This window comes from Planomonospora antibiotica (assembly GCF_014647955.1).
GTDB classification, from domain to species: Bacteria; Actinomycetota; Actinomycetes; order Streptosporangiales; family Streptosporangiaceae; genus Planomonospora; species Planomonospora parontospora.
On sequence record NZ_BMQE01000002.1, the window covers coordinates 315,971 to 332,014 of the forward strand.

At 70.4% G+C, this 16,044-nt stretch carries 14 protein-coding genes; 8 read left to right on the plus strand and 6 right to left on the minus strand.

Annotated features, from left to right (window positions below; genetic code table 11):
• Positions 1 to 140 precede the first annotated feature (140 nt).
• The gene (locus tag IEZ06_RS03255) at positions 141 to 1,025 is read right to left on the minus strand and encodes an NAD-dependent epimerase/dehydratase family protein (RefSeq protein WP_189235126.1); all 885 of its coding nucleotides are present in this window, start codon (positions 1,023 to 1,025) and stop codon (positions 141 to 143) included.
• A 307-nt stretch (positions 1,026 to 1,332) separates the two neighbouring features.
• Here IEZ06_RS03255 and IEZ06_RS03260 point away from each other — a divergent pair, with 307 nt between their 5' ends.
• From IEZ06_RS03260 to IEZ06_RS03290, 7 genes are all read left to right on the plus strand, one after another.
• Positions 1,333 to 2,328, plus strand: a complete 996-nt coding sequence (locus IEZ06_RS03260) for an aldose epimerase family protein (RefSeq protein ID WP_229797740.1) — start codon at positions 1,333 to 1,335, stop codon at positions 2,326 to 2,328.
• A gap of 366 nt (positions 2,329 to 2,694) precedes the next feature.
• Positions 2,695 to 3,657 (plus strand): carbohydrate ABC transporter permease, encoded by a 963-nt coding sequence (locus IEZ06_RS03265; RefSeq protein ID WP_189235128.1) that lies wholly within the window; start codon positions 2,695 to 2,697, stop codon positions 3,655 to 3,657.
• Positions 3,641 to 4,504 (plus strand): carbohydrate ABC transporter permease, encoded by an 864-nt coding sequence (locus tag IEZ06_RS03270; protein WP_189235129.1) that lies wholly within the window; start codon positions 3,641 to 3,643, stop codon positions 4,502 to 4,504. Before IEZ06_RS03265 ends, IEZ06_RS03270 begins: the two co-directional genes overlap by 17 nt.
• A gap of 43 nt (positions 4,505 to 4,547) precedes the next feature.
• A complete protein-coding gene (locus tag IEZ06_RS03275; protein ID WP_189235130.1) occupies positions 4,548 to 5,822 on the plus strand; it encodes an ABC transporter substrate-binding protein in 1,275 nt (424 codons plus the stop codon).
• Between the two features lie 159 nt (positions 5,823 to 5,981).
• Positions 5,982 to 7,268 (plus strand): Gfo/Idh/MocA family protein, encoded by a 1,287-nt coding sequence (locus tag IEZ06_RS03280; protein WP_189235131.1) that lies wholly within the window; start codon positions 5,982 to 5,984, stop codon positions 7,266 to 7,268.
• 3 nt (positions 7,269 to 7,271) lie between these two features.
• Complete coding sequence (locus tag IEZ06_RS03285; protein WP_189235132.1) at positions 7,272 to 8,582, plus strand: alpha/beta hydrolase family protein; 1,311 nt, start codon at positions 7,272 to 7,274, stop codon at positions 8,580 to 8,582.
• Entirely contained in the window at positions 8,576 to 9,601 is a 1,026-nt protein-coding gene (locus IEZ06_RS03290) for a LacI family DNA-binding transcriptional regulator (protein WP_189235133.1), read from the plus strand. Before IEZ06_RS03285 ends, IEZ06_RS03290 begins: the two co-directional genes overlap by 7 nt.
• Here the strand turns inward: IEZ06_RS03290 and IEZ06_RS03295 are convergent.
• The gene (locus IEZ06_RS03295) at positions 9,522 to 11,969 is read right to left on the minus strand and encodes a polysaccharide lyase 8 family protein (protein ID WP_229797741.1); all 2,448 of its coding nucleotides are present in this window, start codon (positions 11,967 to 11,969) and stop codon (positions 9,522 to 9,524) included. The genes IEZ06_RS03290 and IEZ06_RS03295 overlap by 80 nt on opposite strands.
• 187 nt (positions 11,970 to 12,156) lie before the next feature.
• Here IEZ06_RS03295 and IEZ06_RS03300 point away from each other — a divergent pair, with 187 nt between their 5' ends.
• Positions 12,157 to 12,525 carry a nuclear transport factor 2 family protein gene (locus tag IEZ06_RS03300; RefSeq protein ID WP_189235135.1) on the plus strand — a complete coding sequence of 123 codons (369 nt, stop codon included), beginning with the start codon at positions 12,157 to 12,159 and terminating at the stop codon, positions 12,523 to 12,525.
• 578 nt (positions 12,526 to 13,103) lie between these two features.
• Here IEZ06_RS03300 and IEZ06_RS03305 read toward each other — a convergent pair.
• The 4 genes from IEZ06_RS03305 to IEZ06_RS03320 form a co-directional block, all read right to left on the minus strand.
• A complete protein-coding gene (locus IEZ06_RS03305; RefSeq protein ID WP_189235136.1) occupies positions 13,104 to 13,388 on the minus strand; it encodes a putative quinol monooxygenase in 285 nt (94 codons plus the stop codon).
• 192 nt (positions 13,389 to 13,580) lie between these two features.
• On the minus strand, positions 13,581 to 14,063 hold the full coding sequence (locus IEZ06_RS03310) for a VOC family protein (RefSeq protein WP_189235137.1): 483 nt from the start codon (positions 14,061 to 14,063) through the stop codon (positions 13,581 to 13,583).
• Positions 14,064 to 14,389: 326 nt separating this feature from the next.
• On the minus strand, positions 14,390 to 15,199 hold the full coding sequence (locus IEZ06_RS03315; RefSeq protein ID WP_189235138.1) for a class I SAM-dependent methyltransferase: 810 nt from the start codon (positions 15,197 to 15,199) through the stop codon (positions 14,390 to 14,392).
• A 394-nt stretch (positions 15,200 to 15,593) separates the two neighbouring features.
• A complete protein-coding gene (locus tag IEZ06_RS03320; RefSeq protein WP_189235139.1) occupies positions 15,594 to 15,914 on the minus strand; it encodes a hypothetical protein in 321 nt (106 codons plus the stop codon).
• Between the last annotated feature and the right edge of the window lie 130 nt (positions 15,915 to 16,044).

Consider the following 16,044-nt stretch of genomic DNA (forward strand, 5'->3'; position numbering starts at 1 on the left):
GCTCCGGGCCTGGATTCCGGGCTTCGGGTTCGGGCCGGGCTCCGGACCTGGGTTTCGGGCTTCGAGCTGGACTCCGGGCTTCGGACCTGGACTCCGGGCTTCGGGTTCGGGCCGGGCTTCGGGTTCGGGGAGGCCCTGCTTCAGGCGAGCTCGGTGCGCCAGCTGCGCTTGGCCTGCCAGCCCAGCATGCGCTCGGCCTTGGCGGACGAGAAGGCCGGCGCGGTGCCGGTGAGGCCGGCGGCGAAGCCCGCGGTGGAGGGCATGACCTGCGGCAGCAGCTCCGCCAGCGGCTCGCGGGCCAGCGCGTCGGCGGCCCCGGCGAAGAAGGTCTCGCCGTTCGGCAGGCCGGGAAGCTGCTCCAGGAGGGTGATGAACAGGTCGGCCGCGTCACGGGCGTCGATGTAGTTGAACAGCGAGACCCCGGCGATCTCCGGCCGGTCCAGCCGCTCGGTCACCGTGTGCCCCGACTGGGTCGGCGCGCCCTCCCACTCCTCCGGTGCGATCACGAAGCAGGGCCGCACCGCGGCCAGCTTCGTCGTGGTCGTGGCGCGGGCGAAGGAGCGCATCGTCTCCTCGGCCACGTGCTTCGACAGGCTGTAGGCGTTCCACGGCTGGGCCGGGTGGTCCTCGTCGAGGGGCAGGTAGGAGGGGGTCCAGCCGGTCGGCGAGCCGTACCCGATGACGGTCGGGCTGCTGGCCACGATCACCTTGCCCACGCCCAGCGCCACCGTCGCGTCGCAGACGTTGAAGGCCAGTCTCGTGTTGGTCTGAAAGATCACCTGGTCGCTGCGGCTGAACGGGGTGGCGATGGCCGCCAGGTGCACCACGGCGTCCGGCCGGAACCGGGCGATCACCTCGTACGCCTCACCGAGATCGGTCAGGTCGGCGGGGAGGCTGTCGGCGGCGTCCGCCGGGGTGCCCGGCATGTTGTCCACGCCGATCACCTCGTGACCGGCGGCGGCGAGTGCGGACACGACGCTGCGCCCGAGGCGCCCGGCGCTCCCGGTGACAAGAGTTCTGCTCACGGGTGTCTTTCCCTTCTGGCAGTCGCGGGCGGACCCGGGGACTGCAACCAGTTGCACCAAACAGTGTCGTCAACTCCGGGAAACGTCAAGGGAGCAATTTCGACAACCGCATTGAGCTGCGGATATGTGACGCTGACATACGACGGTCATCACAACCGGTCGCAGCAAAAGAGCGGCCGGCCCCCTGATGGAGGCTGGTAGCCGCGCGATCGCCTGCGTTACGGTGCCGCGGGCGGGAGGGGCCCGCACCCCGGTGCCGGCACGCCCGCCCCGCCTTCCAGGAACCGACGCAGAGAGCGAGCCCACCGTGAGATCCGAGATCACCGCCCCCAGGACCCCCGAGGTCACGAGGTTCGGGACCACCCCCGCCGGAGAGGCCGTGGACCGGCACGTGCTGTCGAACGGCCGGCTCCGGGTGGGCGTCCTCACCCTGGGCGCGATCATCCAGTCGATCGAGCTGCCCGACGGGACCGACGTCGTGCTCGGCCTGCCCACCGTGGCCGACTACCTGACCCGGAGCCGCTACTTCGGCGCCGTGGTCGGCCGGTACGGCAACCGCATCGCCGGCGGGCGCTTCACCCTCGACGGGAACGAGCACCGGCTGCCGCTCAACAACAACGGGCACAGCCTGCACGGCGGCGAGACCGGGTTCGACAAGCGGGTCTGGCGGGCCGAGCCGGACGGCGGGCGGTCCGTCCGGCTGAGCCTGGTCAGCGAGGACGGCGAGGAGGGCTATCCGGGCACGCTCACCGCCTCGGTCACCTACACCCTCACCGACGCGGACGAGCTGCGGATCGACTACCGCGCCACCACCGACGCGCCGACCGTGCTCAACCTAACCAACCACTCGTACTTCAACCTGGCGGGCTCGGGCGACGTCCTCGGCCACGTCGTCACCATCGAGGCCGACCACTACCTGCCGGTCGACGAGGGGAAGATCCCCCTGCCCGGGGCGCCCGCGCCGGTGGCGGGCACGCCGTACGACTTCACCCGGCCGGCGGCCGTGGGCGCCCGGCTGGAGGGGTGCTACGACCACTGCTACGCGCTCCGGCCCGGCGGCACGATGCGGGTGGAGGAGCCGGTGAGCGGCCGGGCGATGGAGGTGACGACCAGCGAGCCGGGGGTCCAGTTCTACACCGGGCACATGCTCGACGGCGTCGCCACGCCGTACGGCAGGCACGCCGGGCTCTGCCTGGAGACGCAGCACTTCCCCGACTCGCCGAACCGGCCCGACTACCCCTCCACCGTGCTCCGGCCCGGGGAGGAGTACGCCTCGACGACCGTCTACCGCTTCACCGGCTGATTCAGGTCTGGTTTGCCGCTAGAAAGGGTCTCGTGACCGATTTTTTCTCCGAGACTCCCCGGCGATTTCCATCCGGCGATGGATTCATCCTATGACCGGCTGTGTTGCCTCCACCGCTGCAACCGCTTGTAGCAACGCAGCAATTGTTACAAGATCCTTTATTCTACGAAACCTTGCGTTAACCGCCTGACCTGCACAAACATGGTTGTCGATATATCGATAACGATGAAGTAACGCCTGCAAAGGGTTGACGCAGGCTTTCCCAGAGCTATAGGAAAGCGCCATCCAATCACGTCACATCGGGAGGTCCCGTGATGACGAGTGAATCGAGAAAAGCCCGGCCCCGATCCGTTCAGGGGTATCGCCGTGGTTGATTCGCTGTCGCTGAAGAAGCCCGTGGTCACGGCCCCCGCTCCCGAGAACGGGCGCCGGCGGGCCGTCAACCGCTCTCGTCGCGAGACGCTTGCGGCCTACACGTTCCTCGCACCGTGGTTCGTAGGACTGTTCCTGATCACGGTCGGCCCAATCGTGGCCTCGTTCTACCTGTCCTTCACCGACTACAGCCTCATCGAGGAGGCCGAGTGGGTCGGGCTGGACAACTACACCCATCTGTTCACCGAGAACCCGCGGTTCTGGACCTCGCTGAAGGTCACCGGGATCTACGTGGTCGTCTCGGTGCCGCTGCAGCTCGGTTTCGCCCTGCTGCTCGCCCTGGCGCTGGACCGCGGCCTGCGCGGCCTGTCGTTCTACCGGTCGATCTACTACCTGCCGTCCCTCCTCGGCGGCAGCGTCGCGATCGCCATCCTCTGGCGGAAGATCTTCGGCGCCGACGGTCTCGTCAACGGCGTGCTGGCGGTCTTCGGGATCGAGGGCACCAGCTACGTCAACGACCCCGACACCGCGCTGGGGACCCTGATCCTGCTGCACGTCTGGACGTTCGGCGCGCCGATGGTCATCTTCCTGGCCGGCCTGCGGCAGATCCCGAGCAGCTACTACGAGGCCGCCCAGATGGACGGCGCCGGAGTGGTCCAGCAGTTCAAGTCCATCACGCTGCCGCTGCTCACGCCGATCATCTTCTTCAACCTCGTGCTCGAGGTGATCAAGTCCTTCCAGTCGTTCACCCAGTCGTTCATCGTCAGCAACGGCACGGGCGGCCCGACCGACTCCACGCTCTTCTACACGCTCTACCTCTACACCAAGGGGTTCAAGGACTACGAGATGGGCTACGCCTCGGCGATGGCCTGGGTGCTCGTGGTCATCATCGCCGGTCTGACCGGGGTCAACTTCCTCGCGTCCAAGTATTGGGTCTTCTATGGCGACAGCAAGTAGCCGGAATCCGTTCCTGTACCGGCGCCGCTTCTCCCGGGGTGCCAAGCACCTGCTGCTGATCGGCTTCGGCCTGGTCATGCTCTATCCGCTGCTGTGGATGATCTCCAGCTCGCTCAAGCCGGAGGAGCTGATCTTCCGCGAGCCGGGCCTGATCCCCAGCGAGTTCACCCTCGAGAACTACACCGAGGGCTGGGACGCGCTGGCCCATCCGTTCGGCTACTACCTGTGGAACTCGACGGTCATCACGGCGCTGTCGGTCATCGGCAACCTGATGGCGTGCTCGCTGGCCGCCTACGCCTTCGCCCGGCTGAACTTCCCGCTGCAGAAGCTCTGGTTCGCGCTCATGCTGGGCACGATCATGCTGCCGCTGCACGTGGTGATCGTGCCGCAGTACATCATGTTCTCCCAGCTGGACATGATCAACACGATCTGGCCGCTGATCCTGCCGAAGTTCCTGGCCCACGACTCGTTCTTCATCTTCCTGATGGTCCAGTTCATCAGGACGCTCCCGCGCGAGCTCGACGAGGCCGCCTCGATCGACGGAGCCGGATACTGGCGCACGTTCTTCCGCGTCATCCTCCCGCTCTGCACCCCCGCGCTGACCACCACCGCGATCTTCACGTTCATCTGGACGTGGAACGACTTCTTCAGCCAGCTGCTCTACCTGAACAACCCCGACAACTTCACCGTTCCGGTGGCGCTGCGCACCTTCCTGGACTCCAGCGGCGAGTCCTCCTGGGGCCCGATGTTCGCCATGTCGATCATCGCCCTGGGTCCGATCTTCGGCTTCTTCCTGGCCGGCCAGAAGTACCTGATCCGCGGTATGGCCACCACGGGTCTCAAGTAGTCCTCTTCAACCCCCCTTAATGATCAAGAGGAAGGACCGGGAGATGCGTTCTCTCAAGACTGCAGCCCTGCTCGCGGCGGCGGCTCTCACCCTGACGGCCTGCGGCAGCGGCGACGGCGGCGGCGAAGCCGCCTCCGACGGCAAGGTCAAGCTCCGCTTCTCCTACTGGGGCTCCGACTCCCGGCAGAAGATGACCGAGCAGGCCATCGCGGCGTTCGAGAAGAAGAACCCGACCATCGACGTGGTCGGCGAGTTCTCCGACTGGGCGAGCTACTACGAGTCGCTGGCCACCAAGGTGGCGGCCAACGACGCGCCCGACGTCATGACCCTGGAGATCCGCGGCCTGTCCGAGTACGCCGGCCGGGGCGCCCTCGCCGACCTCACCGGCAAGGTCAACACCGCCGACCTCGACCAGGGCGTGCTGCCCGCGGGCCAGGTGGACGGCAAGCAGTACGCCATCCCCACCGGCGTCAACGTCTTCGCGATGTTCGCCAACAAGGCCACCATCGAGAAGGCGGGCGAGAAGATGCCCGACGACAAGACGTGGACCTGGGACGAGTACATCGAGCTCTCCTCGAAGATCACCAAGGGGGGCGGCGGCTCGATCTACGGCACCGAGTACACCTTCAACCCCGCCTACCTGACCATCTTCGCCGCGCAGCGCGGGGAGAACTTCTACCAGGACGGCAAGATCGGCATCACGGCCGACACGCTGAAGGCCTGGTGGGCGAACTACGACAAGCTGATCAAGGAGAAGGGCTCGCCCGACGCCGCCAAGATGGCCGAGATCGCCGCCGCCGGCCAGGAGCAGGCGCTGATCGCCACCAACACCGGCGGGTTCGGCATGTGGTGGACCAACCAGCTCGGCGCCATGGTCAAGTCCTCGGGCCAGGAGCTGACCCTGCTCCGCCTGCCGAAGACGCCGGACGCGCAGAAGTCGGGCCTGTTCCTCCAGCCCGCCATGCACTGGACCATCTCCAGCAAGACCGAGCACCCGGCCGAGGCGCAGAAGTTCGTCGACTTCCTGCTCAACGACCCGGAGGCCGGCGCCATCCTGCTCAGCGACCGCGGGCTGCCGATCAACAGCAAGGTGCTGGCGGCGATCAAGGACAAGCTGCCCCCGGCCGACACGCAGAGCCTCGAGTTCATCGAGTCCATCAAGAGCGACCTCGACGCCGTGGTCGTGCCCCCGAAGGGCGGCGGCAAGATGGAGGACATCATCCGCCGCTACTCCGAGGCCGTGACCTCCGGCCAGCAGAGCCCCGACGAGGCGGCCACCAAGCTCCTCGAAGAGGCCAACGCGGCCATCGCCGGCTAGCCCGCGCCGCCGGCGGGCCCGTCCCGGCTGATCCGGCCGGGACGGGCCCGCCACCGTCGGGAACACCTCACGCCTGCCGTACGGCTCGCTGCGGAACGCGCGCGAGCCGTACGGCACACCAACCGGCGAGCCGTACGGCACACCATCGGGGAGAAGGAAATGAGATACGCATTCGTCGGGCTCGGCCACCGCGCCCAGATGTACGTCGACGCGCTGCTCGGCGACTGGCGGGACACCGGCACCATCGTCGCCCTGTGCGACACCAACCGGACCCGGATGGACTACTACGCCGAGCGCATCGGGGAGAAGGTGCCCTGCTTCGCGCCGGACGACTTCGCCGAGATGCTGGAGCTGTGCGACGCGGTGGTCGTCGCCACGGTCGACGCCACGCACGCCCACTACGTGGTCACCGCGCTGGACGCGGGCAAGCGCGTCATCGTCGAGAAGCCGCTGACCATCGACGCCGAGGGGTGCGCCGCGATCGCCGCCGCCGCCGAGCGGAGCACCGGCTCGCTGGTCGTCACCTTCAACTACCGCTACTCGCCCCGCAACTCCGCGGTCCGCCGCCTCATCATGGAGGGCGCGATCGGCGAGGTCACCTCCGTGCACTTCGACTGGGCGCTGGACACCATCCACGGCGCCGACTACTTCCGCCGCTGGCACCGCGACAAGGTCAACTCCGGCGGCCTGCTGGTGCACAAGTCCACCCACCACTTCGATCTGGTCAACTGGTGGCTGGACGCCGCGGCGCAGAGCGTCTACGCCCAGGGCGAGCTGCGCTTCTACGGCGCGGAGAACGCCCGCGCCCGCGAGCTCGACGCGCGGCCCGAGCGCGGCCAGGGCGCGCCCGGCCTCGGCAGCGACCCGTTCATCCTGGACATCTCCGCCGACCCGCGGCTCAAGCGCCTCTACCTGGACGCCGAGCACGAGGACGGCTACATCCGCGACCAGGACGTCTTCACCGAGGGCGTCACCATCGAGGACAACATGTCGGTCCTGGTCCGCTACGACAACCGGGCCCTGCTCACCTACTCGCTCAACGCGCACGCCCCCTCCGAGGGCTACCGCGTCGTGTTCAACGGCACCGGCGGCCGGATCGAGCTGGAGGTGTGCGAGCGCGCCTGGACGCCGCCGCACGCCGCGATCGACCCCACCGCGGCCTCCAAGGAGCACGCGACCGGCGCCTGGGAGAGGCTTACCCTGCACCAGCACTGGCAGGAGGCGCGGGAGATCCCGATCGAGCAGGGCGAGGGCGGCCACGGCGGCGGCGACCGGCTGCTGCTGGACGACGTCTTCCGCGGCCCCGGCGGCGACCCGCTGGCCCGGCAGGCCGGTTACCTCGACGGGATCCGCAGCGTCATGGTGGGCGCCTCGGCCAACGAGTCCATCCGCACCGGCCGGCCGATCCGCCTGGTCGACGGGGGCACCCGTATGGCGGACAGCTGAGCCGTGCTGCCCGATCCTGCCGGCGGCCCGCGCCGCCTGCGGCACCTCGGCGAGTTCTCCGGGCTCGCCGGCCTGGCCATCGAGCAGCGCGGGCTGTTCCCCGCCCCCGCCCCGGGTCCCGCGCTGCGCGAACGGGCGCGTGACGTCGTCGGCGTCCTCGACCTGACCGCCGCCGACGTGCGCACCGAGCGCACCTGGACGGCGGGCGACCTGTCCGGTGAGGAGGTCTCCTGGGACGTCGGGTTCGGCCCCCGGACCCGCGCCTACGTGCTGCGCCCCCGCGAGGCGGGCGGCGCGGCGCTGCCCGGCGTGCTCGCCCTGCACTGCCACGCCGGGATGAAGTGGGCCGGCAAGGAGAAGATCGCCGATGGCCCGGAGGGCCCCTCCCCCGAGGTCGCCCGGCTCCGGGCCGAGCTCTACGGCGGCCGGGCCTGGGCGGAGGAGCTGGCCCGGCGCGGCTTCACCGTGCTCGTCCCCGACGTGCTGGGCTGGGGAAGCCGCCGCGTCCCGCTCGCCGACATGCCCGACCGGGTTCGCGGCAACCCCGTGCCCGGCTCCGGCGGGACCGGGCACGGCTCCAGCGGGACCGGGCCCGGCTCCGGCGATCCGGGGCCAGGCGATCCAGGCCCCGGTCAGTCCGGCCCCGGTCAGTCCGGCCTCAGCGAGACGGGACTCGGTGAGGCCGGACTCAGCGAGGCCGACCGCTACGACGCCGCGGCGGCCCGGCACGAGCACGTGCTGGCCAAGTACTGCACCGTGCTGGGCACCTCCTTCGCCGGCGTCGTCGCCGGAGAGGACCTGGCCGCCGCCGCCTATCTGCGCTCCCGCCCCGACACCGGGGCCGTCGCCGCCGCCGGGCTGTCCGGCGGCGGCCTGCGCGCGGCCCTGCTCGGCGCCTTCGACCCCGGCCTGGCCGCGGTCGCCGTGGTCGCGATGATCTCCTCCTACCGCGACCTGCTGGACGGGTACGTCGCCTCCCACACCTGGATGCTCTACCCGCCGGGCCTGTCCCGGCTCTGCGACCTGCCCGACCTGGTCGCCTGCGCCGCCCCCCGCCCGCTGCTGGTCTGGTACGGCGAGCACGACGCGATCCTCCCCCCGGAGGGGATGCGCCGCGCCCACGCCATGATCACGGAGCACTACCGGCGGGACCCGGCCGGTTACACCGGCGTGTTCGGTGACGCGGGGCACCGCTTCGACCTCCCCACCCAGGAGCTGGTCTTCGACTGGCTCGCCCGCCATGTGACAACGGCCCGCCCCACGGGAACAGCAGTCCGTCCCACGAGAACAGCAGGAGGTGAGCCGCGATGGTGACGATCAGAGATGTGGCGCAGGCGTCGGGAGTCCACGTCTCGACGGTGTCGCGGACGTTCTCCGCGCCGCACCTGGTCAGCGCGGAGACGCGCAACCGGGTGCTGGCCGTGGCAGAAGGGCTGGGCTACCGGCCGAACCGGGCGGCGCGGGCGCTGACCACCGGGCGGACCCACAACCTGGGGCTGATCGTCGCCGACATCGCCAACCCGTTCTTCCCCCCGCTGATCAAGGCGGCGCAGGCGCAGGCGCGGGAGCGGGACTACCACGTGTTCGTCGCGGACACCGACGAGAACCCGCTGATGGAGCAGGAGCTGATCGAGACGCTCTGCAAGCAGGTGGACGGGGTGCTGCTGTGCAGCCCGCGCCTGTCGAACCGGGTGATCGAGCGGTTGCGCGCGCAGGTGCCGTTCGCGGTGGTCAACCGGCGGGTGAAGGGACTGCCCACGGTGCTGATGGACGTGGGGCAGGGGGTGCGCGCCGCGGTGGAGCACCTGGCGGACCTGGGTCACCGCCGGATCGCGCTGCTGTCCGGGCCGAGCGGCTCGTGGACCAGCGAGGAGATGCACGCCACCGCCACCGACGCCGCGGCCGAGGCGGGCGTGGAGCTGACCGTGCTGCGGCCGAACGAGCCGACCGAGCAGGGCGGGCTGGCGGCGGCCGCGGCCGTCGCCGGGTCGGGGATGACCGGCGTGCTCTGCCACAACGACCTGGTCGCGCTGGGCCTGATCGAGGGGCTGCGCGAGCGGGGCCTGAGCGTGCCCGGCGACCTGAGCGTCATCGGCGTGGACGACAGCCTGCCCGGCCGGCTGAACCGGCCCAAGCTGACGACGATCACCATGCCGACCGCGGCCGCCGGGCGGATGGCGGTCGACCTGCTGCTGGCCGCCGTCAACGCCGGGGACGCCGCGACGGCGGCGCTGGCCCGGCTGGAGACCACCCTCATCGTGCGCGAGTCCACCGGTCCGGTGGCCCCGGCCGTGCTTCCGGCCAGACTCCCCGCCGGCCAAGCCGTACGGTGACCGTCTGAGAGCCGCCCTCCTGGTCCGCGAGCCGGCCGAAGCCGAGCACGAGCCTCCCGCCCGTCTCGGCGCCCGCCAGGAGCGGCGGCGCGCCGAGCACCTCGGCGACCGGCCGGTCCCAGATCACGGTCAGCGCGTCCAGGTCGCGCCGGGGATCCGCCACGGTCAGCGTGGCCGTACCGTCGCCGCGCTCCCGGACCAGGACCGCGCACGGCGCGGAGGCGGTCAGGTCCCCGGCGACCCCGCCCGTCCAGAAGTTGACCGCGGTGATCCCGAGTGACGGGACCCGGACCCCCTGCTGCCGGGCGGTGTTGGCGAGCACCCGCGCCCAGCCCGGATCGGCGGCCCGGGCCCGCGTGCCCGCCAGGTCCGCACCGGGCAGGAGCAGGTAGACGTAACCGGCCGAGACGGGATCGACGCCGTGGTCGAGCCAGAGGGTCGTGTACCTCCGGGTCCCAGTCCGGGTCCCAGTCCGGGTCCCAGTCCGGGTCCGGAGGCCCGCACCGCCACCGCCGCCACCGCCGTCACCACCGGTGCGTTCCTCGCGCAGGGTCCGCAGCGGAGCACCGCCGAGCAGGACGTAGCCGCCGTGCCCCTCCAGATGCGCCCAGGCCGCCCCGCCACCGGCGGCCTCCGGACGCGCCCGGTCCGTCCGGCCCCCGGCGGCCCCGTGAGCGATGCCGTCCGCCGCCCCGTGCGCGGCTCCGCCCGTGCCCGCGTACGCGGCTCCGCCGGTGCCCGCGTGCGCCGCTCCGCCCACCGCCCCGCCCACCGTGAGGCGTGCCCCGGTCCTCCGGTTGTCCACGACCGTCTCGACCGGCACCCCGTCCGCCGCGGTGATCCCGGCGCCCAGGCAGACCACCGCGTCGTCGAGGAAGAACCACGACTTGAAGGCCTCCAGCGTGCTCCCGAAGCCGTTCAGGTGCTGGCCGACCGCCGCGTACACGCCGTCGGTGGCCCCGCCGACCCAGCGCGCCGGCGGGCGGGTGTCGCCCCACGCCCCACCGGCGCCGTCGGCCAGCCGCAGCGTGGAGACGGTCGTGCCCGGCAGGCGGTAGGGGTCGACGGTGGCCCAGAAGGAGTCGGAGTACTGGTCGCCGTGGCCCTCGGCCCACCACTGGAGCATCCCGGCGCCGGTGTGCCAGCCGCGTAGGTTCTCACCGTTTCCGTGCTCGTAGTGGCCGATCCGGTCGGAGGCCATGCCGAGCCCCGCGCACCAGCCCGGCCGGCGGTGGACGGCGCGGGCGCTCATCGCCAGCAGCCGGTGGCCGTCGGGTTCCCCGGCCGCGGGGATCGCGTCGTCGTCCAGGACCCGGGCCAGGCGGACGTGGAACCCCAGGTCGCTCCGCTCCGCGGCCCGGAGCATGGGCATGCTGGAGTTCCGCACCGCCCACCCCTTGACCATGGCCCGCCACCGGGCCCGCTCGGCGGCCGAGGCCGTCTCCCCCAGCAGCAGGACCGCCGCGGCGATCGCGTGCCCCCTCCGGTGGTCCTCGTACGGCCGCCTGCCGATCCCCCGGCCGCCGGCGAGGTCCATGCAGAAACCGTCGTGCACGACCGGCGCGAAGGACCTCTCGACCGCATCGAGGACGACCTGCCGGTCCGGGTCGGCCACCTCCCACGGCGAGCCGCGCAGCACCGCGAAGAGCGTCGCGAGACCGGACAGCAGCACCGCCCCGTACCCGCCCTGGTAGGGGACGGAGGTGTGCTGGACGAACGAGCCGTCCCGGTAGAACCCGTCCCCCTCCCTGACGTAGGGGAAGACCGGCGAGAGCGCCGACACGGCCAGGGCTGCCTTGCCCGGATCCGACCCCAGGACGGCCCGCAGCAGCGTCACCGTGCACAGGTCCACCCGGTTGGCCCCGGTGCTGGTCCCGCCGTAGTCGTCCAGCACGCACTCGGGGACGAAGTGGTCCACCGCGTCCAGCAGCGCCCCGCACCGCGCCTCCCCCAGCTGCGGGCCGATCAGCACGGCCGCGTCGAGGAGCCTTCTGGGGACGCCGATCCGCCAGTCCCACCAGTTGCCGGCCGGGTCCGCGCCCGCGGCGTACACCCGCCGCCGGTAGTGGTCGACGCCCGCGGCGACGGCGCCCGCCAGCCCGGCGTCACCGGTCAGCCCGGTCCCCGGCAGTGCGTACGCGCGGGCCATGGCCCGCAACCGCGCCGGGGTCGCGGTGAAGGAGGGGAAGGCCAGGCCGGGCCAGAGCGACGTATCGCCCGGTGCCATGGAGTCCCGGTACCCGGCCGCGACCGCCCCCAGCTCCGCCAGCCGGCTCCGGTACGGCTCGGCCGTCGCGTCGAACCCCGACCCGGCCGTCACGTCCCGCCACCGGCGGCGCAGCAGGATGAACGGATCGTCTCCGGCCAACGGATCGTCTCCGGCGGACACGGCGGGACCCGCCCCGCACGGGGCACGGCCCTCCGTCCCGGGGGCGCACCCCACCGGGATCAGCACTCCGGCCGCGGCGGCACCGCCGAGCCGGAGGAAGGACCGCCTGGAATGCCCGACCATGCGTAGATTATTACGTCGGTCCCGGCTCTGTAGGCTGATCACCATGGTCGGCGAGCAGGATGATTCGGTGCAGTGCGCGATCTCAGGCGAACTCCGCCTCCTCGACCCGGAGGTCCGTTCCTCGGCGGTGCTCATGGGCGAGCTCATGGACCCCGAGTTCAGGGAGATCGGGGCCTCCGGACGTCTCTGGGACCGCGACTCCCTCATCACCGCGATCTCCCAGGACCCCGATCCGCTGACGGCCCCGATCGCGGTGAGCGACATGGAGGGCAGGCTCCTCGCCCCCGGGCTCGTCCACCTGACCTACGTCTCCGAGTACGACGGCCGCCGGGCACGCCGGAGCTCCATCTGGCGGCACTCGGAGCAGGGCTGGCGGCTGTACTTCCACCAGGGAACGCTGAGCACCGACTGAAACCGGCCAGGCGGAGGATCCGGAGTCCGGCTCCCGGGGAGGACAGCCGGTCGTGGGCCGAACCGGGTCAGAGCCGGCCCATCAGCGCCTTCCAGAGGTGGTACACGGCGGAAGACAGGACGATCAGGCTGAACGGGGCGAGCAAGAGGGCCACCGAGACCATCCAGTAGAGCCGTACACGGCGCCCAAGCTACCGTCACCTCCGCCGCGCCCGCCAGCGCCGCCGTGAATGCGGACATCCGTCCGGCCGCCCCGACGACGCCGACCTCCGGCACTGGTTGCCGGCCCGGCTGGAGACCGCCGACGACCCCCGCAGGGATCGGTACCTCCGGCTGCTCGCGGTGATCAACGGCTGGCCTGCTCCGGAAAGCCTGACACCGGTGTCCGACTGGTTCGCCCGGGCCCTGCGTGTCCGGCTGCCGGGGAACACACCGGACACATCGGCCTCCCGCCGAGCCCGCGAGAGGCGCTGAACCCCTGACCGCTCCGCACCGCCCGGCGCGATCCCGGTTCGTCGGAACCGTGAACCACCCGGCGGCCTCCCGGACGACCGGAGGGCCACCGACCGGTCACCCGGCTCAGGCCGGACCGACTCCGGAGACGTGATATCGGAGCACTTCGGCGTCGCGGATCGCCACCGTCTGCTCCTCGTCCGGCCCGGAGCCCCGGAAGGCTTCCAGAGCATCCTCGGACTCCCACCGCTCATAGACGTTGATCCTCCCCGCATCGACCAGGTCGGCGCCGAGCACGAAGTCGAGGCAGCCGGAGGCGGCACGCGCCTGCTCGACCACACCGGCACAACCCTGCAGATAGGCGTCCCTGTCATCGGGATCGACGACGAGCCGGCCAGAAATGATGATCATGCCGTGATCGTAAGGTCCGCCACCGACGGAATCCGCGACGTGCGTCGTCTTCCCGGTGCCACCAACTGGAACACGAGATCTCCGACCAGCAGGAGCTCTCCCGGAGGGCATCACTGTCCGAGCACAGGGTTGTTCCTGTGCCCGACCGGCAGGAGGTGACGGTCAGGCGATGTCACCGCGCACGACGACCGGTCACCCGGCGGCCAGACGACGCCGGAGCTCCTCCTCCGAGACGTCTTCGATGTGGGTCAGGAACACCCAGATGTGACCGGAAGGGTCCTTGAGGATGACGGTGCGGTCGCCGTGGAACATGTCCTTCGGCGGCTGGAGGATCTCGGCTCCGGCGGCCTCCGCGCGCTCCGCCAGGCTGTCGACGTCCGGCACGAAGACGTGCAGCGTGACGGACGTGCCTCCGCCGAGCGAGCTCGGCGCGGCGAAGGAGCCGGCCTCCGCCTCGTCCACGCTGCCGTCACCGAGCATCAGGACCGACCGCCCGATGGTGATCTCGGCGTGCAGGATCCCGCCGCCCGGTGCGTCGACCCTGAAATCCTCGCGGGCGCCGAATGCCCGCTGGTAGAAGTCGATCGCCGCGGCGGCGTCGTCGACCATGATGTGCGGGATCACCGCATAGCGGTAGCGGTCGGGGATCTCGGCGTCGACTGTGCTCTCGGCCATGGCGAACCTCCTAGGAAAAGCACCGCAGCCGGTTCCTGCGGTCCTGAGAAGAACCTAGAAGCTCAAGTTTGGTTCAGGTCAATCACCGAGGCGGCTCCGCCTCGCAACGCCGAAGGCCCGGCGGACTCCACCGCGGTGAGGCGCTCGGGCCGATGCGGAACACCTCCAGCCCGGACGCCGGACCCCTGCGGGTACCGCGTGTCGTGAAGCGACTCGGGAACCGCACTCCCGTGGCCGAACGGAGAACCCGCCTCCGTCGTCCACCAGATCCTCGGGCAGGCCGGCATCCCCATCACGAAGGACGTCCACGGATGCCCGGCAAGCGGCTAGTCGCCCGTGTCCGTAGCCGGCAGCGGTACCTCGGCGACGAAGAACAGAAAGCTGATTCTGGTCGAAAAGTCATGGAAATCATCGGGGAACAGCTCACGGCCTGCCGGGTCGGGCTGCGGCTCGCTGATGACGGCAAGGCGGAAGCCGGCGGCGGTGAGGGCGCCGGTCATCGCGTGCAACGGCCGACGCCAGAAGACCATCGGGAAGGACTGCCCGTTGAACGTCCACAGGTCGGTATAGCTGGTGGTCGCGTGGTAGTCGGGCCGGGGATCTTGGAGCGCGTAGTCCGCGAACGGGTGGTTCACCGAGGCGATCAGCCGTCCGCCCGGCCTGAGCACACGCCGCATCTCGGCCAGCGTCGGTCCCCAGTCCTGCAGGTAGTGCAGCACCAGCGACGCGACCACGTCGTCGAACGCGCCGTCATCGAACGGCAGGCGGTCGCTCAGGTCGGCCACACGCAGGTCCGCGTCGTCACCGAGCCGCCTCCTGGCCAGCGCCAGCATCCCGGCGCTGGCGTCGATGCCCGTGACGACGGCACCGCGCTCGCGCAGTACGGCCGACAGGGGGCCTGAGCCGCAACCGGCGTCCAGGACCCGGCGGCCGGCCACGTCTCCGGCGAGGGTCATGATCGCGGGCCGCGCATAATACGCGTTGATGAAGCTGTTCTCGGTTTCCGCCGAGTACGCCTCGGCGAAGCTGTCGTAGTCATTCACCTGGGCCGCCGGATCGACCGGCTGGGTTGCGGTCGAAACCCAGCCGGGCCTCGATGATGCGGGATTCTCGGGCACGTCGGTTACGCGTTCCATGATCGCAGCCTAACCCGCGGTTGGCGGGCGCGACATGATCAGTCCGCTGCGTAGGCAGCAGTGCGCGCTGCCGTTTTCCCCCGGACATTCCCGCGCCTGTCGATCACCGACCGTTGCCCGAATCCGTCAACAAGCGCTGCCACCTCCCATTGACACAACCACACATCGTGATCGCAAGGGACCTTCGAACCGCGAGCCGACGAGAGGCATCGAACCCCTGACTTTCTGTCTGCGAGGTCCCCGAACGACGTACAGGGTCGTTCAGAGCCGTTCGCCCTGCTGCTCGTCGGGACACCGGCCGTTCGGATCCGTCCGGTGCAGTTCATGATCCTTCATTCGGATGGCTCCCACGATGGCTCCCGGGAGGCCGGTGGATCGCCTGTTGGAAGCCGGCTCAGATGTGGGTGATCGAGTAGTAGAACCAGTAGGCGAGGAGCGCCATCAGGCTCACTCCGGCGAAGAAGATCCCCAATGCGATTCCGAAGAATCTTCCGCCCGGCCCACTGAATCTCAGGAAGGTTCCGATGAGCGTTCCGAGCGCGGGAAGTCCGACCAGGACCAGCACCGGAACGAGCAACTGCCGTAGGCCGTGCTCATTCACCTCGATCATGACGCGGCGAACAGGCATCACCATGAGGATTGCGCTCAAGAGCAGAAGGGCGGAAGCGAAGGGTTTGTAGCTGTGCTGGTCCTGCCCGGAAGAGTCGGCGATCATAGTGCCGGATGCTGGCATTGCCGCGGTGCAGCGTCAAGATCGAACGGCGTCAGGGCAGGCGCGGGTCAGTGAGCTTCCCCTCGTAGCGTGGAGACCGAACCGAGAGAGGTTTGGTCGTGGCAGGTACCAC

What these genes read in the sequence shown, in the direction of transcription:
- IEZ06_RS03270 (WP_189235129.1), top strand. Translation starts at nt 3,641, where the DNA reads ATGGCGACAGCAAGTAGCCGGAATCCGTTCCTGTACCGGCGCCGCTTC.
- IEZ06_RS03275 (WP_189235130.1), top strand. Translation starts at nt 4,548, where the DNA reads ATGCGTTCTCTCAAGACTGCAGCCCTGCTCGCGGCGGCGGCTCTCACC.
- IEZ06_RS03280 (WP_189235131.1), top strand. Translation starts at nt 5,982, where the DNA reads ATGAGATACGCATTCGTCGGGCTCGGCCACCGCGCCCAGATGTACGTC.
- IEZ06_RS03290 (WP_189235133.1), top strand. Translation starts at nt 8,576, where the DNA reads ATGGTGACGATCAGAGATGTGGCGCAGGCGTCGGGAGTCCACGTCTCG.
- IEZ06_RS03300 (WP_189235135.1), top strand. Translation starts at nt 12,157, where the DNA reads ATGGTCGGCGAGCAGGATGATTCGGTGCAGTGCGCGATCTCAGGCGAA.
- IEZ06_RS03305 (WP_189235136.1), bottom strand. Translation starts at nt 13,388, where the DNA reads ATGATCATCATTTCTGGCCGGCTCGTCGTCGATCCCGATGACAGGGAC.
- IEZ06_RS03310 (WP_189235137.1), bottom strand. Translation starts at nt 14,063, where the DNA reads ATGGCCGAGAGCACAGTCGACGCCGAGATCCCCGACCGCTACCGCTAT.
- IEZ06_RS03315 (WP_189235138.1), bottom strand. Translation starts at nt 15,199, where the DNA reads ATGGAACGCGTAACCGACGTGCCCGAGAATCCCGCATCATCGAGGCCC.
- IEZ06_RS03320 (WP_189235139.1), bottom strand. Translation starts at nt 15,914, where the DNA reads ATGATCGCCGACTCTTCCGGGCAGGACCAGCACAGCTACAAACCCTTC.